Below are 24901 nucleotides of genomic sequence, written 5' to 3'. Positions count from 1 at the left end.
AGAGAGCATGGTACAACTGACCCTCCCCAAGAACAGCCGCATCAAGGTTGGCAAAACCTGGCCTAAGCCGGAAGGTGCGACCAACATCCGTAAGTTCAGCATCTACCGCTGGAACCCGGATGACGGCAAAAACCCATCGGTCGACACGTATTTCCTCGATATGGATGCGTGCGGCCCGATGGTTCTGGATGCGCTGATCAAGATCAAGAACGAGATCGACCCGACGCTGACCTTCCGCCGGTCCTGCCGCGAAGGCATCTGTGGATCCTGCGCGATGAACATCGATGGCATCAACACGCTGGCCTGTATCTACGGCATGGATGAAATCAAGGGCGATGTGAAAATCTATCCGTTGCCCCACATGGAAGTTGTCAAGGATCTGATCCCTGACCTGACCCACTTCTATGCGCAGCATGCGTCGATCATGCCGTGGTTGGAAACCAAAACCAACCGCCCGGCCAAAGAGTGGAAGCAGTCGATTGAGGACCGCAAGAAACTGGATGGCCTGTATGAATGCGTGATGTGTGCGTCCTGCTCAACATCCTGCCCCAGCTACTGGTGGAACAGCGATCGCTACCTCGGCCCCGCGGCCCTGTTGCACGCTTACCGCTGGATCATCGACTCGCGCGATGAAGCAACAGGGGAGCGTCTGGACGAGCTCGAAGATCCCTTCAAGCTCTATCGCTGTCACACCATCATGAACTGCGCCAAAACCTGCCCCAAGGGTCTGAACCCGGCCAAGGCAATCGCTGAAATCAAACAAATGATGGTTGAACGCACAGTTTGAGTTAAATAGGGTCGGCACATCTTTAGATAGTAATAAGCTGTTTCCGTGCCGGCCCTTTCCGACCTAAAATCCATCTCTTCTCTGGCGAGCCGTGGTCTTGTTCTTGCGGGTCCCCAAAATGCGCCACTGTCCGACGGGTGCCAAGTTGCGATATGGGAAACAACTTCTAATAAAGTCAGGTTCAAGCTTCTCGAAGCTGATGGGTCTTTAGCAGGTTCAGCGCGTACTGTTGCCTCTTCAAGTGGCACCATTGGCGAGGCTGATGTGGCCGTGTTGTCGGATGGTGGCTTCATTATTTCCTATGTGCACGTGGAAAGCGGCAACAGCGAAATTCGCGCCATTCGTTATTCTGACACAGGCGCGCAGCTCGGGTCGGAAATGCGTCTGTTCACCCCTGCTTTGAAGAAAATGTTCTCCCCTCAAGTGGCGACGCTTGAAGATGGTGGTTTCGCTGTTGTTGCCAGGATGTACCAATCGAGTGGCGCAGAGCATTCTACCGTTCTTAAAACCTTTGATCTAGACGGCACGCCACGCGGAATTTTGGTTCAATTGGAGCAAAACACTGCAGGCATTCAGAAATTCCCAATGGTTCAAGCCCTTGAGAATGGAAACCTTATCGCAGTCCGGAGATGGCTCCGGAAATGCTCTGATGTCGCGGGTTTTCAACGCCAGTGGCGTCCCGCAAGGGAATGAAATTCGCATAAATCAATTCACGCGCGGCAATCAGGAAGAGGTGGCGATTACACGTCTAGGAGACGGCAGCCTGATCACCGTGTGGATGTCAGAAGGTCAAGATGGCAGCGAAGAAGGGATTGTAGCTCGTCAGTTGACAGCTGAGGGCGTTCCTCAGGGGAATGAGTTTGTCGTGAACGTGACCAGAGTCGGTGAGCAAAATCTCCCCTCGGTTGCGGCACTGAAGGACGGCGGCTTCATTGTTGCTTGGTCAAATGTTGACCCGAATCCAGATACAATGGCTCGCGAATACGATGCAGACCTGAATCTTGTCACTGGGGAAGTGCAGCTGACACCGAACAGCAGTACGGGGTTTCTCGGGCCAGAGCTCGTTTCGTTATCCAATGAGGGCGTTGGTGCGGTTTGGATGACGCTTCGTGTCTTGGGCTTTTTCCCGACGGTGGGGGCTGAAGTCCGAACCACAAGATCGGAGGTTCCTGTTTCGACAGACAACAACGACACTCTTACTTATGAGGGCGAAAGCTCTAACATCCTAGCACTCGGCGGCAACGACTGGATCACTCCGGGGGGCGGGTCCGACACGATCGACGGTGGCACTGGATTTGACATGGTTAGCTTTATCAACCAGTCGCAAGCCGTGCGTGTCGATCTGTCCACGGGGCGAGCGACCTCAGGAAATGGTGTTAATCTGCTCTCAAACATTGAAGGCATCACAGGGTCCTCGTTCGGCGATTACATCGTCGGAGACGACGGCAACAACCGCCTGCGTGGAGCCGGAAGCTATGACTGGTTTGTTGGATCCGAAGGGGCCGACTTCTATGATGGTGGCACTGGGCGTGACATGATCAGCTATGTCTCGTCTGACAGCGCTGTTCAGGTCAATCTGGAACGTGGTCGTGGCGGTGCAGGGCAAGCAGATGGCGACCGGTATCAAAACATCGAACGTGTCACTGGCTCTTCCTATCAGGACCATCTGACGGGCGATGCAGGGGACAATGATCTGCGAGGGTTGGGCAGCTATGACTGGCTTGTCGGCTCTGCTGGGCGCGACCGATATGATGGCGGGTCGGGTTTGGACATGATCAGCTATTCGGCGTCAACCTCAGCTGTATCGGTCTTCCTATCACAGGGGCGCGGTACTCAAGGCGACGCCGCGCGCAACAGCTACACCAGTGTAGAGCGCGTTACCGGCTAGTAGCTACGACGATACTCTGCACGGCGATGAAGGGAGAAATGTTCTTCGTGGCCTTTACGGCGAAGACACCCTGAGAGGAAACGGTGGGGTGGATCGCTTGGCCGGCGGCGGGTCAGATGACTTTCTGGATGGCGGTGCAGGCTGGGGTTACGCGATTTTCCAAGGCAACCGAGACGATTACAAGGTATCGACCCAAGGCGATCAGACAAGGGTGGAGCGCGTAACTTCCGGGAACGAAGGAACAGACACGCTGGTCAATATCGAAGTCATCCAATTCGCAGACGACTTCCTGTTCCTGTACGCCTTTTAGAACGCAACCTACGCCTCATCGCTTACGGTTTATTAAAATGAGAAATGGCAAGAAGCGCGTCATTTTTCCCCCTTGTCAATATCGACACAAAAGGCGAACACGCAGCATGACACGTCTGATTTGCGCGCAAGCGTGAATGCAGCGTGACCAAAAGCAGATCCCATCGCCACGGATCCCTCGTACGGGGCGGTGGGATCTCGCCCTTAACTTCCTTTCCCTTCCTCAATCCGCCTGACGATTGTCTAATGCCAGACAGCTGTATGAGCGAACGCCTCTTGCATCCGTGATCCCGCTCGTGCCCTGTGTGGGCAAAGAGGAGAAACGCGCATGATTTCACAATCAAACCCACCCGCCGACGCTGCAGAGCGGCGCGCCATTCAACCTGTTATTTGTTATCCCAACGACACGCTGCCCCCGGCAGATCTGGCGCTCTATCGCGCGGCTCGTGCAACGGCCACCAAAACGGACGAGATTCTTGTCCCCGCTCGGGACGCTCGGTGCTTTACTGTCCCCGCCGGACACTTCTTTCGTATCAGTTCAGTCGAGGGGCCGCAGGTGGGTGACCTCAACCTTTGGAACACAGATGACCTGACCGAGCGTTTCTATTCCGGGAAAACCCGTGCGCTGCATGGTACCCACATCACCACGGGCGAGCGGATGTGGAGCAGCTTCCCACATCTGCGACCCATGGCGACGATCATCGAAGACACGCTTGGATGGTATGGGATGGATGCCTTTGGCGGATCGGTGCACGATGTCATCGGGACCCGCTGCGATCCCTACACGGGCAATCTGCTCGCTGCTGGGACACAGTATCACTATTGCTGCCATTCCAACCTGACGCGCGCTTTGGCTGATCATATGGGGGTTCCATTGGCTGAGGCGGAGCCGCTGGTTCATGATGTCTTGAACGTCTTCATGTGCACAGGGTTCACCCGTGACACGGGGCAGTACTTTATGAAAGCTTCGCCTGTCCGTCCCGGTGATTATCTGGAGTTCTTTGCTGAGATCAACGTGACTGGCGGGCTCAGCGCGTGCCCGGGTGGGGATTGCTCCTCCGAGCACACCAGTGATGTGGCGTCTTGCCATCCGCTCTTAGTCGAAGTCTTCGCCCCCGCTGAGGGAGCATTGGGGAATTGGCAGACGCCCGGGGTAAATGGGTATGATCGCAGCCACGGGCGGTAACCTGCAACGCTCGGTATAGGTAGGGTAAATAAAACGGGCGGAGGATTAACCTCCGCCCGTTTTATTGTGAGTTTTATAAGTCGGTGCCGGGGGGTGCACAGGGGGTGCACAAAAGGTGCACGGACGTCACTCCCGGAAAGCTACCGGTCAGAATCGGTTAATCCTGATCGGCAAAGGCCGCTTCCAATGCGATTTCAACCATGTCACCAAAGCTGGATTCGCGTTGATCACTCGGAAGAGCTTCGCCGGTTAACAAATGATCCGAGACGGTTAACACCGCCAATGCCCGGCATTTGTAACGGGCCGCAAGAATGTAAAGCTCTGCCGCTTCCATCTCGACGCCCAAAATGCCGTGCCGCACCATTTGTTCGTTCAGATCAGGTCTCTCGTCATAAAACACATCCGAGGAATAGATCCCGCCCACATGAGTCGGGGTCCCTTTGGCTTGCGCGGCGTGAAATGCCTTGTGCAACAAACCATAGTCGGCGCTAGGGGCAAAATTCAATTCTTTGAATATTCCGCGTGACGGCGTGCTAAGGGTGCTTGCTGTCATTGCCAGGATAATATCCCGAACGCCGACATTCTCTTGCATTCCGCCACATGATCCAATTCGGATCAGCGTTTTCGCGCCATATTCTTTGATCAGCTCGTTTACATAGATAGAGAGTGAGGGCATCCCCATTCCGCTACCTTGAATTGTAACGCGGTGACCGTTCCAAAATCCGGTAAACCCAAGCATTCCCCGAACGTTGTTGACTTGCTGAACCTCGGTGAGAAAGGTTTCGGCAGCCCATTTCGCTCTATAGGGATCGCCCGGCAGCAGAACTGTTTCTGCGATTTGTCCGGTTTCTGCTCCGATGTGAATTGTCATTTTGAGACTTAATTCCGATTAGATTTCGAGATCGGTGATATCGGCGCCTGCGGCCAATGAATCGTGGATCCACTGTGGCTTGCGCCCGCGACCGGTCCAGGTCTGCTCAGGGTTGGCCGGATTGCGATATTTCGCAGCGGCTTTTGTACCCTTCGTGCTTTTTCTGTTGTCACCGGACAAATCAGCCAGGCTAAACCCATATTCGGCTGCCGCTTTTTCAACGGCTGCCAGGGCCTCCTGACGCTCACGCACTTCAGCCGCTTTCAACGCGTCTTCAACGCCTATTTGCAGTTCAAGTAACTCTTTGCGAGACATCTCGCTTAGATTCATACCCATCTTTTACTCCATTCTTTATCACAAACGCCAATTAATGCAGCGCTGATCGCGCTACATTAACGAAGTTTGAGACGCTTTTCAGCACCAATTTTCATTAGTGCACGGAGTTATTACTTATACTTCGGCTTTTTCCGCAACAAGTGAGACAATATCTTTCATTATTGCATTCAATTCAAAATCTTTTGGGGTATATACTTTTGCGATGCCCATGTTTTTTAGTTTTTCGGCGTCGTCATCGGGAATAATGCCACCTACGATAATTGGAATATGAGATAACCCGGCATTCTTCATTCTAATTGCGACATCTTCCACCAAAGGCAAATGGCTACCAGAAAGAATAGACAGCCCAACTACATGCGCTTCGTCTTCAACTGCGGCGTTCACAATTTCCTCGGGAGTCAGGCGGATACCCTCATAGGCGATATCCATGCCGCAATCCCGTGCTCGGAATGCAATTTGTTCAGCCCCATTCGAGTGGCCATCCAACCCTGGCTTACCAACAAGGAACTTCAGGCGCCGACCCAGTTTGTCGCTGACGGCATCCACGGAACCACGAATATCGTCGAGTCCTTCAGTTTTATTTGAAACGGACCCTGAAACACCCGTTGGTCCACGATATGTGCCATAGGCTTTGCGCATCTCTTCAGCCCACTCGCCAGTGGTCACACCTGCTTTTGCGGCTTTTATCGACGGTTGCATGATGTTCGTGCCGGTTTTGGCAGCATTACGAAGCGCGACCAGTGCAGCAGCGACTGCTGCGTCATCACGGGCAGCACGCCATTCGTTCAGGCGATCAATCTGCTCTTTTTCAGCGGCGGGATCGACGACCATGATGCCCCCGTCCTCGGTTTGCAGGGGAGACGCTTCGCCTTCTGTCCAGCGGTTTACACCAACGACCACAGTTTCATTCCGCTCAATACGATTCAGGCGTTCAGCGTTTGAATCGACGAGCCGGGACTTCATGTATTCGATCGATGCGACCGCACCACCCATGCCGTCTAGGTTGGCCAGCTCAGCGCGTGCGCCCTCTTTCAACTCTTCAACTTTGGCATCGACAGCTGGATTGCCATCAAACAGGTCGCCAAACTCAAGCAAGTCGGTTTCATAGGCCAGAATTTGCTGCATCCGCATCGACCACTGCTGATCCCAAGGGCGTGGCAAACCAAGTGCTTCGTTCCAAGCGGGCAGCTGAACCGCCCGTGCCCGTGCTTTTTTCGACAGGGTCACGGCCAGCATTTCAATCAAAATGCGATAAACATTATTTTCCGGCTGCTGTTCGGTCAAACCAAGCGAGTTCACCTGAACCCCATACCGGAACCGGCGCATTTTCGCATCGGTGATTCCATAGCGGGTCTCGCAGATCTCATCCCAAAGATCGACAAATGCGCGCATTTTGCACATTTCGGTGACAAAGCGGATGCCCGCATTCACAAAGAATGAGATCCGACCAACCAGCGTTGGGAAATCTTCGGCAGGAACGCGAGGACGCAGTTCATCCAGTACGGCCTGGGCCGTCGCCAAAGCAAAGGCCAATTCCTGTTCCGGTGTCGCTCCTGCCTCTTGCAGGTGATAGGAACAGACGTTCATCGGATTCCACTTAGGCACATTCGTATAGCAGAACTCGGCCACATCCGCGATCATCTTAAGCGATGGTTTGGGGGGGCAAATATAAGTGCCGCGAGACAGATATTCTTTGATCAGGTCGTTTTGCACGGTGCCCTGAAGCTTGGACACATCGGCACCCTGCTCTTCGGCAACGGCAATATACAGCGACAACAGCCAAGGCGCGGTCGCGTTGATTGTCATCGATGTGTTCATTTGCTCAAGCGGGATTTCGTCGAACAAGGCCCGCATGTCGCCCAGGTGAGATACAGGAACCCCAACTTTTCCCACTTCACCACGTGCCAATGTGTGGTCGCTGTCGTACCCGGTTTGAGTTGGCAGGTCGAAAGCCACTGAAAGGCCGGTTTGCCCTTTGGCCAAATTGCCACGGTAAAGAGCGTTAGACGCCTTGGCAGTAGAGTGACCGGCATATGTCCGGATCAACCAAGGGCGGTCTTTTTGCGACTGTGTCATGTTGGGCCTCGCGAGTCAGGGTGAGCAACAATATTTCAATGAGGGGTTCTAAAGCGCAATTTTCAGCGCGTGTCAATTCGCTGCGTTGCGGCAAATTCTGTCAGATGTGAATGGATTGTGGCTGACGGTGTTTGATGGCAGTTTGCGGCCATGTCGCAGACTATTGAACTTCCTCTCTGGCTCTTTGTTTTGATCGTGCTGTTTGCGACGGTCACTTTTGCGTCGCATTTTCTGTTCCCTTCTGTGCGATGGTTCTTTCGCCGCCGTTTAGAGCGTGCCGTGGCACGATTGAACACGCGTTTGGAGCGTCCGATCCAGCCATTCAAGTTGGCGCGACGCCACGACATGATCCAACGATTGATCTACGATCCACAGGTTGGGCATGCGGTGCAGGCGCACGCGCAATCAGAAGGTGTGCCAGAAGCCGTCGCCTTTGAAGAGGCCAAGCGGTACGCCCGTGAAATCGTTCCTTCATTTTCGGCGTTTGCATATTTCAGCTTTGCTATCCGGCTCGCGCGTTTTCTAAGCAATGCGTTTTATCATGTCCGCCTGAGCCACTTGGATGAGAATACGCTGCGCAATATTGACCCTAATGCCACCGTGGTTTTTGTCATGAACCACCGCAGCAATATGGATTATGTTCTGATCACCTACTTGGCGGCCCAACGATCGGCGCTGTCTTATGCGGTTGGGGAATGGGCGCGTGTCTGGCCACTTAGCCGGTTGATCCGGGCAATGGGGGCCTATTTTATTCGGCGTAAGTCTGGCAGCGAGCTCTACCGCCAAGTTTTGGCCAGTTACGTGCGCCATGCAACGGATGCCGGCGTGACACAGGCGATGTTCCCAGAGGGTGGGCTTAGTCTAACAGGGGCTTTGGGGCGGCCAAAATTGGGTCTGTTAAAATATATTGTGGATGGTGCTGATCCCGACGGGCGTGATGTGGTTTTTGTTCCTGTGGCCTTGAACTATGATCGGGTCTTGGAAGACACGACTTTGACGGCGGCTGCACATCGAAATGAACGTCGATTTAGGGCCCGTATCGGTGTTGTTATGCTTTGGATCGTCAAACAGTTGTTTCGGCGGATCGTTGGTCGCTATCACCGTCTTGGATACGCGGCAGTAAGTTTCGGAGATCCAGTATCTCTAAAGGGGTTTCGTGCTGAAAATGAGGGGGATGTCACTATTCCTCTGGCGCGTCATCTGATGGCAAATATCGGGGAGATCATCCCTGTTCTACCGATACCGCTAATCGCGTGGCTTGTGCTGCGGGATAATATGGCTATTTCGCGTAATGCCTTAGAGCGCCAAATGGAAGCTGTAGCGGCTGGGCTGGCTTCGAATGGGATCCACTTGTCCGCTGATGCGTTTATCGAGGCGCTGGACAGCAGCCTGATGCAGTTAAAACAGCGTGAAGTCCTGATCGAAGAGCAGGACATGTTCCGCGCAAACCCACAGCGCGTTGACTTGCTAAGGTATTACGCCGAGTCGGTCGATGATACTTTGAAGCAAATCACCTGAGAATTGCTGCGACAGCGAAGTATCTTTCTGCGACTGCTGGGTCATAAAGTTTCAAAAAAGAGATAAATGATGTTGCAATGTTGCGCGACAGTTCATATTCCATCCTCAGCGCCGCGATTCTGCATTGCGGCAAGAAACCTAGACATAGGAGGCTGACATGGCTTTGGACACCAACGGCGGTATCGCGTCGTACGAGGCACCTGAAAAAGATCTGTACGAGATGGGTGAAATCCCCCCAATGGGTTATGTCCCTAAGCAGATGTATGCTTGGGCTATCCGTAGAGAGCGCCACGGCGAACCAGATACTGCAATGTTGCAGGAAGTGGTGGATGTTCCTGTCTTGGACAGCCACGAAGTTCTCGTTCTGGTGATGGCTGCAGGCGTTAACTATAACGGTGTCTGGGCTGGCTTGGGTAAGCCGATTTCTCCGTTTGATGGCCACAAGGCTCCTTACCATATCGCAGGTTCGGATGCTGCCGGTATCGTTTGGGCCGTTGGATCCAAAGTGACCCGTTGGAAAGTTGGCGATGAAGTTGTCATTCACTGTAATCAGGATGATGGCGACGATGAAGAGTGCAACGGTGGCGATCCGATGTTCTCGACCAGCCAGCGGATTTGGGGGTATGAAACTCCTGATGGGTCCTTTGCGCAGTTCACCAATGTTCAGGCACAGCAGTTGATGCCACGTCCCAAGCACCTGACTTGGGAAGAAGCGGCCTGCTACACGCTGACACTTGCCACGGCATACCGGATGCTTTTCGGCCACGAGCCGCATGACCTGAAACCTGGTCAGAACGTTCTGGTTTGGGGCGCGTCGGGTGGTCTGGGATCTTATGCGATCCAGCTGATCAACACTGCAGGTGCAAACGCGATCGGTGTGATTTCGGACGAAAGCAAGCGTGACTTTGTTATGGGTCTAGGGGCCAAAGGCGTCTTGAACCGTAAGGATTTCAATTGCTGGGGGCAAATGCCCACCGTGAACACGCCGGAATACGGCGCCTGGTTCAAGGAAGCGCGTAAGTTCGGCGCAGCGATCTGGGAAATCACCGGCAAAGGCGTGAACGTCGACATGGTGTTCGAACACCCAGGTGAATCAACTTTCCCTGTGTCGACATTTGTCTGCAAAAAGGGTGGCATGGTTGTAATCTGCGCCGGGACCACCGGCTTTAACCTGACACTGGACGTGCGCTACATGTGGATGCACCAGAAGCGGTTGCAGGGCTCGCACTTTGCGCACCTCAAGCAAGCGGCATCCGCTAACAAGCTGATGCTAGAACGTCGTCTTGATCCTTGCATGTCCGAAGTATTTGCTTGGAACGATCTGCCCGAAGCACACATGAAAATGCTGCGGAACGAGCACAAACCCGGCAACATGTCCGTTCTGGTACAGGCGCCTAAGACTGGTCTGCGGACACTCGAAGAAGTTCTGGACGCACGCGGTTAACCATAACCGAAGTTTCTAGCTGACAAATACGCCCGCGAATCACCAATGTGGTTCGCGGGCGTTTTCGTTGGAACCGGGGCTTCTAGAGGTATCAATCAGTTAGAAATGCTGCCCTCACTGTTTATGGGGAGGGGAAAGAAGTGAATATTCGCAACCAATGGATGCATGCTATAGTTATGTTAACCTTTCGTTAACTGTTTCGGAGAGACTCTGATGCCACAAAATGAGTGGATACTGGACGTTCTGGCTGACCTCAAAACCTTCGCCTCGACGAATGGAATGAGGGTGCTCGCAGAGCAGCTTGATGACACCAAGCTGATTGCGGCCGCCGAGATAGCGTCCCAGAAAGAAGAGGCGCGTTCGCTGGGGCATGGGGAATCAAGTCAATTTGGAAAGCATACTGGAGGACTTGGACGCCACCAGCGCGCTTGAAGACCTTCAGGAGATCTCGGTTGCGTTACGGGACACCCTAAAGATAAACCACATTGTTTATCATTGGGTGGACAGCGCCGGGGATCAATACGGGTGTGGGACCTATTCAGACGACTGGGTTGAGCGATATGTAGAGCAAAACTACCATCGTACAGATCCGGTTATCTTGGGGTGTTTTCAACGTTTCCATCCTGTGGACTGGAAACGTATGGATTGGTCCACCAAAGCTGCCAAGGTGTTTTTAAAAGATGCATTGGATCACGGCGTTGGCAATCAAGGCTACTCGATCCCGATTCGGGGGCCCAAAGGGCAATTTGCACTGTTTACCGCGAACCATGTTTGTTCTGATGAAGAATGGGCAGAATTTACTCAGGCCTTTGGTCGCGATCTGATTTTGATCGCGCACTATTTCAACCGTAAGGCGTTAGAGTTTGAAACGAATCGACAGCCCGAACAATCCCGGTCTCTGTCACCTCGCGAAGTGGATGCTATGACCTTGTTGGCATTGGGCTATAACCGTGCTCAAATCGCTCACTCTTTATCGATTTCAGAGCACACGTTGCGCGTCTACATCGAAAGCGCCCGTTTCAAGCTTGGGGCTCTCAATACAACCCATGCGATTGCACGCGCTCTAAGCAGAGGTTTGATAGTGGTTTAAGGGGCGAACGCTGTCCTGACTAAAAATTAACCAATGTGCCGTACTCCTTTTGTTCTATCGCTGGACGACAAGGGGACACATTATGTTGCGTTACATTTATGCTGATGAACTGCACCAATATCCGGAACTGGCCAAGGCTATGTTTCAGGACCGCGCCGATCAATTCAAGACGCGTCTGGGGTGGGAAGTTTCTGTTGATGAGAATGGGGAAGAGCGGGATCAGTACGATGCGCTCAATCCGCTTTATGTGATTTGGGAAGAAGCAGACGGCAGCCACGGCGGATCGATGCGGTTCTTGCCGACGACTGGGCCGGTTATGGTCAATGAAATCTTCGGGCACCTCACGGGGGGATCGCCGATTTCCAGCCCGCTGATTTGGGAATGCACTCGATTTTGCCTAGCACGTGGTGCAGGATCACATGTCGCCGCTGCGCTGATGTTGGGGGGCGGTGAAATTATGACCGCGTTTGGCATTCGTCACTTTGCCGGTGTCTTTGATGCGCGCATGGTGCGTATCTACAAGGCGATTGGATCATCGCCTGAAATCCTGGGATCCGAGGGAACGGGACGTGATCGCATTTCTGTTGGATTGTGGGAATTCAGCCAAGAGGCACGTGATAAAGTGGCTGCCCGGGCAGGGGTATCACAAGAGCTGTCGCGCCTATGGTTCAACCGGGCTTTTGGCAGTGCCAGAGACAACCGCTTTGCAATGACCGGGTAAGACGAGAAAAGACACCTAGCTCTCTGGCAGTGTCCGGCGTGCCCCTGTAGGGTCGCGCCATGACCAATTCTCCTGTAGTTTTTTCCGATGATCAGGCCACTGCGTTTGACAGTGTCACTGAGATGCTTCGATTTGCCGGTGTGCATTTGGACGACGATGCGCTGCTTACGCCCCCTGCGGGCAGTAAGTCGGGCGTCATGGCCGTTATTGGGAAAGCGGGGTCTGGCAAAACCTTGCTTCTGGCTGAATTGTACAAGGCGCTGGAAGGGGCTGGTGTACAGATCGTTTCTGGGGACTACGAAAGCCGAAAAAAAAAAGATCGCAGGACGTTAGCGATTCTCGCTCCAACCAACAAAGCGGCTAGCGTCCTCAGGTTGCGTGGTGTACCCGCTACTACGATCCACCGAATTCTCTATACGCCAGTGTACGACCCGGAATATGAGCGGATCGCAGAATGGTTGGCAGGAAATGGTGACCGCCCTGAGATAGAGGGCCTTACTGACGAGGCATTAGATCGCGCTGCCGCCTTTTACGAAGGCAATAAGTCGATCCCGGGTGCACTCGCGATTGCCGGTCTGAGGGGGTCTGATTTCATCACAGGGTGGAAACGGCGGGACGAGCCGTTGGATATCGGTTTTGTTGATGAATCGTCGATGCTGGATGACCGCCAGTTTGATGATCTGAAAGAGATTTTCCCGACCCTTGTTGTGTTCGGAGATCCTGCTCAGCTAGCGCCGGTGAACCAGTCTGGATCAATGGTCTTTGATGACCTAGAGCCACCGCGTAAAATCGAGCTCAAGCGTATCCATCGGCAAGAGGCAGATAACCCGATTCTGGATTTGGCCCATGCACTTGCTGATCCTCAATTGGAGTTCCATCACTTCGAGAGGATGATTGAAGACACGGCCAAGCGTGACGACCGTGTCGTTTGGGGCCAAAGGGTCGAGGTCGACCTCATGGCGCGCAGTCCGGTCCTGGTTTGGCGCAACGCGACTCGTATTCGATTGATCAATGCCTTTCGCTCTGTTCACGGCGCACCAGCCGAAGAGCTGCTAGAAGGGGAACCCTTGATCTGTGACGGTATCGAATTGCCACTCAAGCATCGCAAGAAAAGGTTGGATCTAGAAGCCCGCGGCCTGATCAAAGGGGCACAGGTGGTCTATTTAGGACCGGGGCGCAAACCAGGGTTTTCTCGCTTGCATGTCATGGGCGCCGAAGATCCGCAGGTGAGCGCGGCCTCGATCGTCAAAATCGAAATGCCCGACGAAGAAGAACCTTTTATTCCCTTTGCTGCGCGCATGGGGGCGACCTTTTTGCATGGCGCCGCGGTGACAATTCACAAGGCGCAGGGCTCTCAATGGAATACGGTACAGGTCTTTGCCCCGGATATCTATGTAGCGGCCAAAATGGGGCGCGTAGAGGCGGGGCAGCCGCTGTGGAAACGTTTGGCCTATGTTGCAATCACGCGTGCACAAGAGCGGCTTATTTGGGTCGTGCGCAATCGCTTGTCCAAACCAACATATGGCTTGCAGGTTGATGATTTGAAGCAAGCCCCAGCCGCCGTGTTGACGTTGGAAGGAGAACAGGCATGAAAAGCATCATTGTGACTGGTGCCAGTTCCGGTATTGGGCGCGCAACCGCCGATTTGTTTCTGAAAGAGGGATGGGTCGTCGGCTTGTTGGCACGCCGCCAAAAGGTGTTGGAAGATATCGCCGTAGGCCATTCTAGGGCCGTGCCCTTGGTTGCTGACGTTACAGATCCAGAGGCGGTCACCAATGCGTTCTCATTGTTTCAGAGCCATGCAGGCCATCTGGATGTTTTGTTTAATAACGCGGGGATTTTTGCCCCGGGTGGAACGATTGATGAAATCGCGCTGGATGATTGGTTTCAGACCGTCAATGTGAACCTGAATGGTATGTTTCTGTCGGCCCGCGCTGCGTTTGGCATTATGCGGCGACAGACGCCTCAGGGCGGACGGATCATCAATAACGGCTCAATCGCGGCCCATGTGCCTCGCCCAAGCTCAATACACTATACCACAACCAAACACGCCATAACTGGCCTGACACGCAGCCTGTCGTTGGACGGTCGCCCCTTCAATGTCGCATGTGGGCAGATTGATATTGGGAATGCACGCACGCCAATGGTCGAAGGATTAAACGCTTCCGCCATTGCGCAAGGCGAAGAGCCGCAGCCGTCGATGGCGGTTGAGGATGCCGCGCGGTCCGTTCTTCACATGGCAAACCTACCGCTTGAGGCGAACGTGCAATTCATGACCGTTATGGCGACAACTATGCCGTATATCGGGCGGGGTTAGACCCCACCCAAATCAATCTTAGTTGCGGCGCAGCGCGCTGAAGACCGCAGAAGCCCCCCAGCCCGCAAAAATAGCGATGGCGAGAGACATCAGGCCATACCAGATAGGCTGTTGGCGAGACATGTTAAACAGGAACCGTTCCAACCCGACCTTGCGCACATCAATTGTCGTTTCATAGTTCGACACAATTTTGCCGTTCCGGGTGAGGAAAATACGGGTCAGGTAGTCGCCCTCGGTCAGATCTGCAGGCATGTCGATCCGGGTGCGAAACAGGGTTTGTTGATCCAGTGCAACTTGCCCTTCGAGCAATTGGTACAGATTCTTTTCTTGGCGGATCCGAATAACCGCTTCGGTAAAGCGACCCGCATCGATGATTCCTGCAGGGGCCCCAACTGAACGAATGGCCCGGTCAATTGTCACTTTTTCGCGCAGATCTTCGGTCTCGCTCAGGACCTGAGCGATGGGACCCGTGGTTGCAACCGCGTAAAAGCTGGGCGCGGAATCGACTTCCAATGCTTCGGTGTTGACCCAAATGCCAAACTTTTTCTCTTTGCTGCGTACAACAACTGGTTCGGATGGGCCGGCGATGGTCATCACCACCTCCAGGGGTTCAGCGGTGTTGATCGCTTCTTCGCGCTTTACCGCCCCAAAAATGAGGATCTCAGAGCCATCAAAGCTTGTCGTAATGGCAACGTTATCCTTGCTAAGGCCCAGAACAACTTCTTCACTCTGGGCTGCAACGGGCGCGGTGAGCATCATAAGTGCACAAATCAAACGGCGCATGATCAGTGTCCCCCAGCGGCGCCAAGCGAATAGAGCTCGGCGGGTTGCAACAACAGATCAAGGGCAAGTTTGCCGCAGACGGCGAGGACCATCAGGGCCAATAGGACGCGCAATTGCTCGGCCTTAAGTTTGACACCAATTCTAGTGCCGATCTGAGCGCCAATAACGCCGCCGACAAGCAACAGCACAGCCAGAACCACATCGACTGTAAAGTTCGTGGTGGCGTGCAACATGGTGGTGAACGCGGTGACAAAAATGATCTGGAACAGCGATGTCCCAACAACCACTTTGGTTGGCATGCCCAGGATATAGATCATTGCTGGCACCATCACAAAGCCGCCGCCGACACCCATGATCGCGGCCAATACACCAACGACAAGTCCAACGATGATTGGTGGCAGGACCGAGATGTACAAGCCCGAGGTGCGAAAGCGCATTTTGAATGGCAGGGCGTGTACCCAGCTGCGCTGACGCCGCTTTGCGGGGGCACCACCAGCCGCGCCGCGTGACTTGCGAATTGCGTTGACGCTTTCGATGAACATAAGCCCACCGATGACACCAAGGAAGCCAACATAGCAAAGTTTGACCAGCAGATCGACCTGGCCAAGGCTTTTCAAGTGGTTAAAGACGACAACACCAAGGGCGGCCCCGGCGAGACCGCCGATAAGAAGGACAAACCCCATCCTGAAATCAACGGTTTTTCGTCGAAAATGCGCAAGCACGCCGGAAAACGAAGATGCAACAATCTGGTTGGCTTCGGTGGCAACAGCGACAGCGGGCGGAATGCCGATGAAGAACAGGAGGGGCGTCATAAGAAACCCCCCGCCGACACCAAACATGCCCGAAAGGATCCCGACCAACCCGCCAAGTCCTAACAAAAGGAACGCATTGACGGAGACTTCAGCTATGGGGAGGTAAATTTGCATAGTCTCTGTTAGACCGTAGCGGCACCCAAAATCAACTCTGGATGCCGCTCTGCAGAAATCAGGACTGACTTCTGGGTCTAAACTGGACTTATTATCGTTCTTTCACGTAGGGATCGCCGCCTGCGCGTGGTGGAATTGCCTTGCCGACAAAGCCCGCAAGGATCACCACGGTCAGGATATAAGGCAGCGCATCCATCACCTGCACGGGAATCACCACGCCACCCAGATCGATATTCTGGAACCGCAACGCGACGGCCTGCAACAAGCCAAACAGCAGGCAGGCCCACATGGCCTGCCACGGGCGCCATTTGGCAAAGATCAATGCCGCAAGTGCGATGAAGCCACGCCCAGCTGTCATGTCTTTGACAAAACCTGCTTGCAACGCAGTGGCCAGATAAGCCCCGGCAATGCCACAGAGCAGTCCACAGATCGCTACCGCAGCATAGCGCAGTCCAACGACGGAAACGCCAGCTGTGTCGACAGCTGCCGGATTTTCGCCAACGGCGCGCAACCGCAGCCCAAACCGGGTTCGATACAAGATCCACCATGTTGCGGGGACGGCCAGAAAGGCAAAATAGACCAAGATCGAATGCCCAGATAGCAGTTCCGAATAAATCGGCCCCAAGACGGGCACCTCTGCCAGGCTTTCAGCAAACGGAAGGGTGATCGCGTTAAAGCGCCCTCCACCCATCAACGACGGCGTTCTGCCGCCTTGCTGAAACCAGTCTTGCGCGATCAGGACAGTTAAACCCGCCGCCAAAAAGTTGATCGCGACGCCTGAGATCAATTGATTGCCCCTAAAGGTGATCGAGGCCAACCCGTGCAGTCCGCTCAGAGCCAATGAGGACGCGATTCCTGCGAGCAGGCCCAGCCAGACCGACCCTGTCACAGCGGCGACCGCGGCTGAGAAAAATGCCGCCATCAACATCTTGCCCTCAAGGCCGATGTCAAAGATGCCCGCTCGCTCGGAATAGAGTCCAGCTAGACAGGCAAGCAGCAGTGGGGTTGCGAGGCGTACGGTGCTGTCCAGCACTTGGATTAGGGTCAGGAAATCCATCATGCTTTTCCTTTCCGCAGCACCAGAAAGATTTTTTCAAGCGGCATTCGAACCATATTGTCCAGCGCACCTGTGAACAGGATGACCAAGGCTTGGATCACAACGATCAACTCACGTGGGATCTTGGTCCACAGAGCCAGTTCGGCGCCCCCTTGGTACAGAAATCCAAACAAAAGCGCGGCCAGAAATACACCAAACGGATGATTGCGCCCCATCAGCGCCACAGCGATTCCGATAAACCCAGCGCCCTCGGTCGAGTTCAGAACCAACCGCTCTGCTTCACCCATCACGTTATTGGTCGCCATCATTCCGGCCAAAGCACCAGAAATCAGCATCGCAACGACGATGATTTTGACAGAGGAGATACCAGCGTAGCGTGCCGCGGGTTCTGATTTGCCAAAAGCACGAATTTCATAGCCTAGGGACGTGCGCCAGATCAGGGCCCAGATCACCACACAAGCACCGATCGCAACCAACAAGCTCACGTTTGCAGGCGCTGCTTTGGAAAAGCTGATACCGATTGGGGCCAACAACTCGTGCAGGTTGGGCAGGTGCACCGCCTCCGGGAACCGTGCTGATGCAGGGTCCATAGACCCTTTGGGCCGGAGCACATTGACCAATACGTAGTTGAGCACAGCTGCTGCGATAAAGTTGAACATGATCGTCGTGATCACGATATGGCTGCCGCGTTTAGCTTGCAGATATGCTGGTATAAGGGCCCAGGCCGCGCCGAACAAACCTGCCCCAAGGGCGGCAAAGATCAAAGCCAAAGACCAATGTGGCCAGGGGATCAGCAAACAGATCAGCGCGACACCCAAGCCACCCAACATGGCTTGGCCTTCACCACCGATGTTGAACAATCCGGCATGGGCGGCGACGGCGACGGCCAAGCCCGTGAACATAAAGTTGGTGGCATAATAAAGGGTATAACCCCATCCATACGTGGACCCCAAAGCGCCAGATACCATCAATTTGACGGCAGCAATCGGGTCTTCTCCGATGGCTAGAATCACAAGCGCGGATAAGGCGGCGGCCAGAATAAGGCTGATCACTGGGATCAGGATTACATCGGCCCATTTTGGCATTTTTTCCATGGCTTAGGCGACCTCCCCGGTAACTCCGGCCATCATCAAGCCTAGTTCTTTTTCGTTCGTTTCTTGGGGCAATCGTTCGCCCATGATATGTCCATCAAACATCACCGCGATCCGATCCGAGAGTGAAAATATCTCCTCCAATTCGACCGAAACCAATAGGATGGCTTTGCCTTGATCCCTCAGGGCGACGATTTGCTTGTGGATGAATTCAATGGCGCCAATGTCGACACCACGTGTCGGTTGTCCTACGAGCAGCAGATTTGGATTGCGCTCAATTTCACGGGCCACCACGATCTTTTGCTGGTTCCCGCCTGAGAAGTTCTTGGCGGCAAGCCAACCATCTGCCGGGCGCACATCGAATTTCTCGATTTTGCGTTCGGTGTCTGCACGCAGGGCTGCGTTGTTCATGAACAGGCCGTTCCGATAAGCCGGGTCATGATGATAGCCAAAGGCGACGTTTTCCCAAGCGTGAAAATCCATGATCAGACCTTCGCGCTGGCGGTCTTCGGGGACGTGGGCCACGTGTTGGGCCCGCCGCGCTTGTCCATCCGATCCCGGACCGCTCAGCGCCAGAGGCTCGCCATTTAGCTTGATCAGCCCTGCGCCAGTGCGCATGCCACCCAGAACTTCAAGCAATTCGGATTGCCCATTGCCTGCAACGCCCGCAATGCCAACGATTTCGCCCGCATTTACCGTCAGGTCGATGCCTTTGACGCGTTCTACACCTTGTTCATCAACAACCCTTAGGTTTTCGATTTCAAGCACGGGCTTGCCGGGTTTTGCCGGAACTTTGTCGACCTGCAACAGAACCTTACGACCCACCATCAGCTCTGCTAGATGCTGGGGGCTGGTTTCAGCAGTCTTGACCGTCGCAGTCATCTGGCCGCGCCGCATGACAGAAACGGTGTCCGTGGCTTCCATGATCTCACGCAGTTTGTGCGTGATCAGGATGATCGTTTTACCCTCTTCGCGCAGTCGATGCAGGATGCGGAACAACTGGTCGGCCTCGGCGGGGGTCAAAACGCCGGTGGGTTCGTCGAGGATTAGAATATCAGCCTGACGATACAAGGCCTTTAGAATCTCAACACGCTGCTGCATGCCAACACCGATTTGATCGATTTGGGCATCAGGGTCCACGTTGAGCTCGTATTCTTTGGCCAGTTCTTTCAGGATCTTTCGGGCCTTGCCAAGGGATGGCTTGAGCAATGCACCATCTTCGGCACCTAGGATAATATTTTCCAGAACTGTAAAGTTTTCAACCAGCTTGAAATGCTGAAACACCATCCCGATACCCGCAGTGATGGCCGCTTGGCTGTCAGGGATTTCGGTTTTGGTGCCGTTGATCCAGATCTCACCTTTATCGGCTTTGTAGAAACCGTAAAGGATACTCATCAGCGTGGATTTGCCCGCGCCGTTTTCACCGATGATCCCATGGATGGTCCCGGGGGCGACGCTGATAGAGATGTCTTTGTTTGCTTGTACTGGCCCAAAGGATTTGGAAATCCCTTTAAGCTCAATTGCGGGGATGGTCATGTTTAGTCCTCAATAACCGAGAGGGGCGCATCAGCTTGTTTGAAATCTGCCAATAGTTGGTCCAACAGGCTGACGAAAATGCGCAGGTAGTGTACAAGGACGCCCTTTGGGACGCCCTTGTACAGGGATTAAATCAGAACTTCACCGCTGGGCAGCTATCGTTTTCATAGTAGCTGACAACTTTCAGATCACCGCTGATGATTTTTTCACGCGCCGCGTCAACTGCCGCTTTCATGTCGGCCGAAACCAATGCAGCGTTGTTGTCGTCCAGAGCGTAGCCAACACCGTCTTCTGCCAGACCCATCGTGAATACACCTGTTTCCACCTCTGTGCCTGCCTTCATGGCGTCATAGACCGCGACATCAACACGCTTGAGCATCGAAGTCAGAACTTTGCCCGGGTGCAGGTGGTTCTGGTTGCTGTCAACGCCGATGGACAGGATGCCTTCGTCAGCGGCGGTTTGCAAAACGCCAACGCCCGTGCCGCCCGCCGCAGCAAAGACAACATCAGCGCCTTGGCTGATCTGTGCTTTTGTCAGCTCAGAGCCCTTTACCGGGTCATTCCACGCCGCAGGGGTCGTGCCTGTCATGTTCGCAACGATATTGATGTCAGGATTGACCGCTTTGGCACCTTGCGCATAGCCACAGCCAAAATGGCGGATCAGAGGGATGTCCATGCCGCCGACAAAGCCGACCGTACCGGATTTCGAAGCCGCAGCAGCCATCATGCCGACAAGGTAAGACCCTTCGTGCTCAGCAAAGGCGATTTGGCGAATGTTGGGTGTGTCCAACCAATTCACGTCCACCGCGACAAATTTGGTGTCCGGATAATCTGGCGCAACGGCGCTGAGCGGATCAGCCATCGCAAAACCCATGGTGATCACGGGGTTGGCACCAGCTTCGGCAAAACGGCGCAGCGCCTGTTCGCGCTGTGCTTCGGATTGCAGTTCGATCTCGCGGAAGGTGCCGCCGGTTTCTTCGGCCCAACGTGTGGCGCCGCCAAATGCCGCTTCGTTAAACGATTTGTCGAATTTCCCACCCAGATCAAAGATCAGCGCGGGTTCGGCCAGAGCAGCACCAGCTGTCAGTGCAACAGAGGCTGCGGCACCCATCAGGGATTTCATGAGGGTCATTGTCGTCTCCCATAGATTTTTTATATTGGCCCGGCCGTCCAAAGGGGTATACCACCATAGATACGGGCAGAGCAGTTTAGATGCTGGCAATTAAGGCCGGAGCCAGTGCAAAGCGTCAACCGCTTTTTTGACCGAATGGTCCGAGTTTTCCAAGTTTGCCCTTAGGGTAACCTACGTTCCAAGACGATTGCGTCCACTGGGTCAGCGCCCTGACGCTGATAGTAGCCGCGCCGTTGACCGCACGGCGTGTATCCCTGGTTTTCATAAAGGGCGATGGCCGCAGGATTATCCGCAGCAACTTCAAGGAACGCCCGAGTCGCCCCTCGCTTCACAGCTTCACCCTGCCAGATGTCCATACAGTGACGCGCCAAGCCTTTGCGTTGATGTGCCGGTTGTGTCGCGATGGTCAAAAGTTCAGCTTCGCCTGCAATTGTCTGCACCAAGGCAAAGCATCGGGAATCACCGCAAGCGAACGTGAATGCATTGGCCAGAAGATCTGCGAACTCTTCTGCGCTCCAAGGACGGGATTGGTCAAAGGCGGCCGCGTGACAGGCCGCCATGTCCTCTGGTGTCATGCGTCAAGCAATGTTGGGGGCACATCTCGCGACGGTGCTGCATCTGCAGGACGCACATAAAGCGGGGCAGGGGCCTCGTCTGTGTCTTCCCACGAAACAGCGGCAATGCGGGCGATTGCCTGGATCATGTCCGGTGCGGATTCGGTGAAATACAGTGATCCCAGGGCTTCTGCCTCGGCGCGGGGCATCAATGCTGGGTCCTGATCCGGGGCCTCGACATAGACTTGGTCGCGCGGTGCAGGAATTGCGGGCAATTGATCATCCTCGGCTCCAAGAGCCGCAACCTCAAACCCACTGACACCCACTGCCGGGATCTCTAACCCTAAGGCTAGTCCACGTGCCGCAGAAACGGAAATGCGTATGCCGGTAAAATTCCCCGGCCCGATGCCAACACCCAGTGCTGTCAAATCTTTCCACTTTAGATCGGCTTCAGTCAGAATCTCTTCGAGAAGGGGCATCAGGCGTTCGGCCTGCCCTATGGACATTTCTTCGACGCGCGTGGTGACAATCTCATCTCCGCGTAACAAAGCGGCCGCGCAATGCGCGGCCGATGTGTCGAATGCCAGAATGATTTGATCAGACTGCAACGGGACGCACCTCGGTCACTTCGGGGATGTAGTGACGCAACAGGTTTTCAATTCCCATTTTCAACGTCAGGGTCGAAGACGGACAGCCTGCGCAAGCACCTTGCATGTGCAGGTAGACGACGCCGCGATCAAAGCCGTGAAAGGTAATGTCGCCGCCGTCTTGGGCCACGGCAGGACGCACGCGGCTGTCCAGAAGTTCTTTGATTTGGCCAACGATTTCAGCATCTTCACCAGTATGTTCAGCATGTCCGGAACTAGTTTCCGCATCATCCGCCATCAAGGCCTGACCGGATTGGTAATGCTCCATGACGGCGCCCAATATCGCAGGCTTGATATGGTCCCATTCAACGGTGTCTGTTTTGGTCACGGTTACAAAGTCATTGCCAAAGAACACGCCAGCAACGCCGTTTACCGCAAAGATGCGAGTCGCCAGCGGGGATGCCGCAGCCGCGTCTGAGGTTGGGAAATCAGCAGTTCCAACTTCCATGACAGTCTGTCCGGGCAGGAATTTCAAAGTTGCTGGGTTTGGCGTAGATTCGGTCTGGATGAACATGTGAGTCTCCGTGATGCTTGGTATTGATATGCGGCCAAGACCTCAGGAAGTCAATAATTGGAACGGTTCTAAATTGACGCCGCCCAGTTCAAGGCCTCATCGAGGCGGTCATCACCCCAAAACAATTCCCCACCTGCGACAAAGCTGGGCGCGCCGAACAGATCCAGCGCCTGTGCCTTTGCGGTTTGTTCAAACAGGGCGGTTTTGATTGCTGGAGCAGTGGCTCGGGTCATCAGATCGGGTGACAAACCAGCCTCAGCCCAACATTGGGCCAATACAGCTGAATCAGAGATATCCTGACCTAAACAAAACTCCGAAACATAAACTGATCTCACAAATGCCGCTGCGGCACCGGCATCCCGTGCCACCAAGGCCAACCGTGCCGCTTTCAGTCCGTTTTGCGGAAAGGGATCAGGAGGATGGAATTGCAGCCCGCGAGAAATACAGAGCCGTTCCATATCCCGCCACATATATCGGCCTTTAGCGGGATAAAGGTTGAACGGAGAAGTCGTCCAGCCCTGTGCCGCAAAGATGGGCCCCAAGAGAAAAGGCTGCCACTCAACGGTTATTCCGCGTGCTGTCGCAGCCTCTTCGATGCGCATGGCGCTGAGAAAAGAATAGGTCGAGGCGAATTCGAACCAGAATTGAAGACGCCCAGCCATTGTCCGCCCTCAGGTGATCGCTTCCAGCTGTTCCTTGCTCAGATCGCCCGGAACAATGGTAAAGGGAATCGGCAGCGACCCAGAAGCACGGCTAAGTTGTGTGATCAACGGCCCGGGGCCTTTTTTGTCTGTTCCAGCGCCCAGAACAAGAACGCCGATTTCTTTGTCTTCCTGAACCTGAGCGATGATTTCAGAGACGGCCTCACCCTCTCGAATAATCAGTTCAGGCTCGATCTGTTGTTTGTCGCGCATCCACTTGGCAAAAACTTCGAAATGGGCATGTATTCGTTCGCGGGTTTCTTCCCGCATGACTTCGCCAACGCCAATCCAATGGTTGAATTCATCTGGCGGGATGATCGACAAAATGGCCACGCCGCCCCCTGTATGAGACGCCCGCAACGCAGCGAAACGCATCGCGTTCAAACACTCGCGGCTGTCATCCAGGACGACAAGAAACTTACGCATGGTTATCTTTCCTCTTTCACCGGATCATGCATCACGGCGCAGCAACTGGCAACCAATGGGGTTTAATGATGTCCCAGAGGGTTAGCTGGCGGATGCGGCCCAATCCCAGTAAAGCGTGCGCGCGCGTTTCGCGATAGGGCCAATCTGAAATTGTGTATCGTCCAGCGCGGTCACCGGGGTCACTTTGTTCATGTTTCCGGACATGAAAATTTCATCCGCGGCATGGAAATCCGCAAAACTCAGCACAGACTCATGGACTTTAACACCGTCTGCACGCAGGTTTGCGATGTGCCGCGCGCGAGTGATACCCGCCAAGAATGTGCCATTTGGGATCGGGGTAAACACTTCGCCGTCTTTCACCATAAAGATGTTGGCGGTGGCGGTTTCCGCCACGTTCCCCATCGCATCCGCTACCAGCGCGTTGGAGAACCCTTTTGATTTGGCTTCTTTCAGCATCCGCGCATTGTTTGGATACAGACACCCTGCCTTGGCATTCACCACGGCATCTTCGATGACGGGGCGGCGAAACCGCGTTGTCGTCAGCGTTGCCGATGCTGTTGCCGGGGCCATCGGGATCTGTTCCAAACAGAGCGCAAAACCAGTCGAGTCAGCCTTTGGAACAATGGCCGTTGGGTCCCCATCAATGCCCCAATACATCGGTCGAATGTAAACAGCGTCTTCGGGGCGATATGCTTTGAGACCCTCAAGCGCGATCTCAACCATCTCGTCAGTGGTAACAGTTGGCGTCAGCATCAGGGCCTCGGCAGAGCGGTTCGTCCGGGCACAATGCGCTTCTAGATCTGGGGTGAGACCATCAAAAAATCGAGCACCATCGAACACGCTGGAGCCAAGCCAGGATCCGTGGTCCGCAGCTCGCATGATTGGGGCGTTGCCCTCGTGCCAGCTGCCTTCGAAATAGGTTCGGATGTTGGTGCCAGTTGCCATGACTTGCTCTCCCTCAATGCCACGCGGCAGAGGGTGCGCTCAAAAG

General features: G+C 54.4%; 26 protein-coding genes and 1 pseudogene. 12 read left to right on the top strand and 15 right to left on the bottom strand.

Features of this window, described 5'->3' with window-relative positions; genetic code table 11:
- Positions 1–7: 7 nt before the first annotated feature.
- The 5 genes and pseudogenes from ABWV33_RS08110 (at position 8) to ABWV33_RS08090 (ending at position 4170) form a co-directional block, all read left to right on the top strand.
- Positions 8–787 carry a succinate dehydrogenase iron-sulfur subunit gene (locus ABWV33_RS08110; RefSeq protein WP_113825421.1) on the top strand — a complete coding sequence of 260 codons (780 nt, stop codon included), beginning with the start codon at positions 8–10 and terminating at the stop codon, positions 785–787.
- A 45-nt stretch (positions 788–832) separates the two neighbouring features.
- A complete protein-coding gene (locus ABWV33_RS08105) occupies positions 833–1480 on the top strand; it encodes a hypothetical protein (protein WP_353329955.1) in 648 nt (215 codons plus the stop codon).
- Complete coding sequence (locus ABWV33_RS08100) at positions 1437–2675, top strand: calcium-binding protein (RefSeq protein WP_353329953.1); 1239 nt, start codon at positions 1437–1439, stop codon at positions 2673–2675. Before ABWV33_RS08105 ends, ABWV33_RS08100 begins: the two co-directional genes overlap by 44 nt.
- A gap of 10 nt (positions 2676–2685) precedes the next feature.
- Positions 2686–2985 (top strand): annotated as a pseudogene (locus ABWV33_RS08095) (hypothetical protein); the annotation flags it as partial.
- A gap of 327 nt (positions 2986–3312) precedes the next feature.
- Positions 3313–4170 (top strand): urea carboxylase-associated family protein, encoded by an 858-nt coding sequence (locus ABWV33_RS08090; protein ID WP_353329951.1) that lies wholly within the window; start codon positions 3313–3315, stop codon positions 4168–4170.
- 157 nt (positions 4171–4327) lie between these two features.
- Here the strand turns inward: ABWV33_RS08090 and deoD are convergent, their stop codons facing one another.
- The 3 genes from deoD to ABWV33_RS08075 all read right to left on the bottom strand — a co-directional run bounded on the left by deoD (position 4328) and on the right by ABWV33_RS08075 (position 7453).
- The gene (gene deoD, locus ABWV33_RS08085; protein WP_353329949.1) at positions 4328–5041 is read right to left on the bottom strand and encodes a purine-nucleoside phosphorylase; all 714 of its coding nucleotides are present in this window, start codon (positions 5039–5041) and stop codon (positions 4328–4330) included.
- Between the two features lie 18 nt (positions 5042–5059).
- Entirely contained in the window at positions 5060–5377 is a 318-nt protein-coding gene (locus tag ABWV33_RS08080; protein WP_113825415.1) for an H-NS histone family protein, read from the bottom strand.
- 114 nt (positions 5378–5491) lie between these two features.
- Complete coding sequence (locus ABWV33_RS08075; RefSeq protein ID WP_353329947.1) at positions 5492–7453, bottom strand: methylmalonyl-CoA mutase family protein; 1962 nt, start codon at positions 7451–7453, stop codon at positions 5492–5494.
- A 150-nt stretch (positions 7454–7603) separates the two neighbouring features.
- Here ABWV33_RS08075 and ABWV33_RS08070 point away from each other — a divergent pair, with 150 nt between their 5' ends.
- From ABWV33_RS08070 to ABWV33_RS08040, 7 genes are all read left to right on the top strand, one after another.
- Positions 7604–8971 carry a 1-acyl-sn-glycerol-3-phosphate acyltransferase gene (locus ABWV33_RS08070; protein WP_353329945.1) on the top strand — a complete coding sequence of 456 codons (1368 nt, stop codon included), beginning with the start codon at positions 7604–7606 and terminating at the stop codon, positions 8969–8971.
- 157 nt (positions 8972–9128) lie between these two features.
- Positions 9129–10415, top strand: coding sequence for a crotonyl-CoA carboxylase/reductase (ccrA, locus tag ABWV33_RS08065; RefSeq protein WP_113825412.1), 1287 nt, complete (start codon positions 9129–9131; stop codon positions 10413–10415).
- Positions 10416–10628: 213 nt separating this feature from the next.
- Positions 10629–10847 carry a hypothetical protein gene (locus ABWV33_RS08060; RefSeq protein WP_215193875.1) on the top strand — a complete coding sequence of 73 codons (219 nt, stop codon included), beginning with the start codon at positions 10629–10631 and terminating at the stop codon, positions 10845–10847.
- On the top strand, positions 10786–11505 hold the full coding sequence (locus ABWV33_RS08055) for a helix-turn-helix transcriptional regulator (protein ID WP_353329942.1): 720 nt from the start codon (positions 10786–10788) through the stop codon (positions 11503–11505). Before ABWV33_RS08060 ends, ABWV33_RS08055 begins: the two co-directional genes overlap by 62 nt.
- Before the next feature lie 82 nt (positions 11506–11587).
- Positions 11588–12226 (top strand): acyl-homoserine-lactone synthase, encoded by a 639-nt coding sequence (locus ABWV33_RS08050; protein WP_121998364.1) that lies wholly within the window; start codon positions 11588–11590, stop codon positions 12224–12226.
- Between the two features lie 59 nt (positions 12227–12285).
- Entirely contained in the window at positions 12286–13818 is a 1533-nt protein-coding gene (locus ABWV33_RS08045; RefSeq protein WP_353329940.1) for an ATP-dependent DNA helicase, read from the top strand.
- Positions 13815–14543, top strand: coding sequence for an SDR family oxidoreductase (locus ABWV33_RS08040; RefSeq protein ID WP_353329938.1), 729 nt, complete (start codon positions 13815–13817; stop codon positions 14541–14543). Before ABWV33_RS08045 ends, ABWV33_RS08040 begins: the two co-directional genes overlap by 4 nt.
- Positions 14544–14561: 18 nt before the next feature.
- Here ABWV33_RS08040 and ABWV33_RS08035 read toward each other — a convergent pair whose 3' ends face one another.
- The 12 genes from ABWV33_RS08035 to ABWV33_RS07980 form a co-directional block, all read right to left on the bottom strand.
- A complete protein-coding gene (locus tag ABWV33_RS08035; RefSeq protein ID WP_353329936.1) occupies positions 14562–15326 on the bottom strand; it encodes a TIGR02186 family protein in 765 nt (254 codons plus the stop codon).
- A 2-nt stretch (positions 15327–15328) separates the two neighbouring features.
- A complete protein-coding gene (locus ABWV33_RS08030; RefSeq protein WP_113825406.1) occupies positions 15329–16252 on the bottom strand; it encodes a sulfite exporter TauE/SafE family protein in 924 nt (307 codons plus the stop codon).
- A gap of 91 nt (positions 16253–16343) precedes the next feature.
- Complete coding sequence (locus tag ABWV33_RS08025) at positions 16344–17309, bottom strand: ABC transporter permease (RefSeq protein ID WP_113825405.1); 966 nt, start codon at positions 17307–17309, stop codon at positions 16344–16346.
- Positions 17309–18403 carry an ABC transporter permease gene (locus tag ABWV33_RS08020; protein WP_353329933.1) on the bottom strand — a complete coding sequence of 365 codons (1095 nt, stop codon included), beginning with the start codon at positions 18401–18403 and terminating at the stop codon, positions 17309–17311. The genes ABWV33_RS08025 and ABWV33_RS08020 overlap by 1 nt, the downstream gene beginning before the upstream one ends.
- Positions 18404–18406: 3 nt before the next feature.
- A complete protein-coding gene (locus ABWV33_RS08015; protein WP_113825403.1) occupies positions 18407–19936 on the bottom strand; it encodes an ABC transporter ATP-binding protein in 1530 nt (509 codons plus the stop codon).
- A 133-nt stretch (positions 19937–20069) separates the two neighbouring features.
- Positions 20070–21068 (bottom strand): BMP family lipoprotein, encoded by a 999-nt coding sequence (locus ABWV33_RS08010; protein ID WP_113825402.1) that lies wholly within the window; start codon positions 21066–21068, stop codon positions 20070–20072.
- Positions 21069–21229: 161 nt separating this feature from the next.
- The gene (locus tag ABWV33_RS08005; RefSeq protein WP_181824731.1) at positions 21230–21643 is read right to left on the bottom strand and encodes a GNAT family N-acetyltransferase; all 414 of its coding nucleotides are present in this window, start codon (positions 21641–21643) and stop codon (positions 21230–21232) included.
- Positions 21640–22230 carry a tRNA (adenosine(37)-N6)-threonylcarbamoyltransferase complex dimerization subunit type 1 TsaB gene (tsaB, locus tag ABWV33_RS08000; protein ID WP_353329930.1) on the bottom strand — a complete coding sequence of 197 codons (591 nt, stop codon included), beginning with the start codon at positions 22228–22230 and terminating at the stop codon, positions 21640–21642. Before tsaB ends, ABWV33_RS08005 begins: the two co-directional genes overlap by 4 nt.
- Entirely contained in the window at positions 22220–22783 is a 564-nt protein-coding gene (locus tag ABWV33_RS07995) for a NifU family protein (RefSeq protein WP_113825399.1), read from the bottom strand. The genes tsaB and ABWV33_RS07995 overlap by 11 nt, the downstream gene beginning before the upstream one ends.
- Positions 22784–22851: 68 nt before the next feature.
- A complete protein-coding gene (locus ABWV33_RS07990; protein WP_113825398.1) occupies positions 22852–23445 on the bottom strand; it encodes a 2-hydroxychromene-2-carboxylate isomerase in 594 nt (197 codons plus the stop codon).
- A 9-nt stretch (positions 23446–23454) separates the two neighbouring features.
- A complete protein-coding gene (locus ABWV33_RS07985) occupies positions 23455–23910 on the bottom strand; it encodes a universal stress protein (RefSeq protein WP_113825397.1) in 456 nt (151 codons plus the stop codon).
- An 81-nt stretch (positions 23911–23991) separates the two neighbouring features.
- Positions 23992–24855 (bottom strand): branched-chain amino acid aminotransferase, encoded by an 864-nt coding sequence (locus tag ABWV33_RS07980; protein WP_121998375.1) that lies wholly within the window; start codon positions 24853–24855, stop codon positions 23992–23994.
- Positions 24856–24901: the final 46 nt, after the last annotated feature.

Source organism: Phaeobacter sp. NW0010-22 (assembly GCF_040365955.1).
Taxonomy (GTDB): domain Bacteria; phylum Pseudomonadota; class Alphaproteobacteria; order Rhodobacterales; family Rhodobacteraceae; genus OMPR01.
Note: the sequence above shows the minus strand (reverse complement) of the source record. Positions and strands in the feature narration are given on the sequence as shown.

Excerpts from the sequence above, each read along its gene's own strand:
- ABWV33_RS08110 (WP_113825421.1), top strand. The coding sequence starts at position 8 with ATGGTACAACTGACCCTCCCCAAGAACAGCCGCATCAAGGTTGGCAAA.
- ABWV33_RS08100 (WP_353329953.1), top strand. The coding sequence starts at position 1,437 with ATGTCGCGGGTTTTCAACGCCAGTGGCGTCCCGCAAGGGAATGAAATT.
- ABWV33_RS08090 (WP_353329951.1), top strand. The coding sequence starts at position 3,313 with ATGATTTCACAATCAAACCCACCCGCCGACGCTGCAGAGCGGCGCGCC.
- deoD (WP_353329949.1), bottom strand. The coding sequence starts at position 5,041 with ATGACAATTCACATCGGAGCAGAAACCGGACAAATCGCAGAAACAGTT.
- ABWV33_RS08080 (WP_113825415.1), bottom strand. The coding sequence starts at position 5,377 with ATGGGTATGAATCTAAGCGAGATGTCTCGCAAAGAGTTACTTGAACTG.
- ABWV33_RS08075 (WP_353329947.1), bottom strand. The coding sequence starts at position 7,453 with ATGACACAGTCGCAAAAAGACCGCCCTTGGTTGATCCGGACATATGCC.
- ABWV33_RS08070 (WP_353329945.1), top strand. The coding sequence starts at position 7,604 with ATGTCGCAGACTATTGAACTTCCTCTCTGGCTCTTTGTTTTGATCGTG.
- ccrA (WP_113825412.1), top strand. The coding sequence starts at position 9,129 with ATGGCTTTGGACACCAACGGCGGTATCGCGTCGTACGAGGCACCTGAA.
- ABWV33_RS08060 (WP_215193875.1), top strand. The coding sequence starts at position 10,629 with ATGCCACAAAATGAGTGGATACTGGACGTTCTGGCTGACCTCAAAACC.
- ABWV33_RS08055 (WP_353329942.1), top strand. The coding sequence starts at position 10,786 with ATGGGGAATCAAGTCAATTTGGAAAGCATACTGGAGGACTTGGACGCC.
- ABWV33_RS08050 (WP_121998364.1), top strand. The coding sequence starts at position 11,588 with ATGTTGCGTTACATTTATGCTGATGAACTGCACCAATATCCGGAACTG.
- ABWV33_RS08045 (WP_353329940.1), top strand. The coding sequence starts at position 12,286 with ATGACCAATTCTCCTGTAGTTTTTTCCGATGATCAGGCCACTGCGTTT.
- ABWV33_RS08040 (WP_353329938.1), top strand. The coding sequence starts at position 13,815 with ATGAAAAGCATCATTGTGACTGGTGCCAGTTCCGGTATTGGGCGCGCA.
- ABWV33_RS08035 (WP_353329936.1), bottom strand. The coding sequence starts at position 15,326 with ATGCGCCGTTTGATTTGTGCACTTATGATGCTCACCGCGCCCGTTGCA.
- ABWV33_RS08030 (WP_113825406.1), bottom strand. The coding sequence starts at position 16,252 with ATGCAAATTTACCTCCCCATAGCTGAAGTCTCCGTCAATGCGTTCCTT.
- ABWV33_RS08025 (WP_113825405.1), bottom strand. The coding sequence starts at position 17,309 with ATGGATTTCCTGACCCTAATCCAAGTGCTGGACAGCACCGTACGCCTC.
- ABWV33_RS08020 (WP_353329933.1), bottom strand. The coding sequence starts at position 18,403 with ATGGAAAAAATGCCAAAATGGGCCGATGTAATCCTGATCCCAGTGATC.
- ABWV33_RS08015 (WP_113825403.1), bottom strand. The coding sequence starts at position 19,936 with ATGACCATCCCCGCAATTGAGCTTAAAGGGATTTCCAAATCCTTTGGG.
- ABWV33_RS08010 (WP_113825402.1), bottom strand. The coding sequence starts at position 21,068 with ATGACCCTCATGAAATCCCTGATGGGTGCCGCAGCCTCTGTTGCACTG.
- ABWV33_RS08005 (WP_181824731.1), bottom strand. The coding sequence starts at position 21,643 with ATGACACCAGAGGACATGGCGGCCTGTCACGCGGCCGCCTTTGACCAA.
- ABWV33_RS07995 (WP_113825399.1), bottom strand. The coding sequence starts at position 22,783 with ATGTTCATCCAGACCGAATCTACGCCAAACCCAGCAACTTTGAAATTC.
- ABWV33_RS07990 (WP_113825398.1), bottom strand. The coding sequence starts at position 23,445 with ATGGCTGGGCGTCTTCAATTCTGGTTCGAATTCGCCTCGACCTATTCT.
- ABWV33_RS07985 (WP_113825397.1), bottom strand. The coding sequence starts at position 23,910 with ATGCGTAAGTTTCTTGTCGTCCTGGATGACAGCCGCGAGTGTTTGAAC.
- ABWV33_RS07980 (WP_121998375.1), bottom strand. The coding sequence starts at position 24,855 with ATGGCAACTGGCACCAACATCCGAACCTATTTCGAAGGCAGCTGGCAC.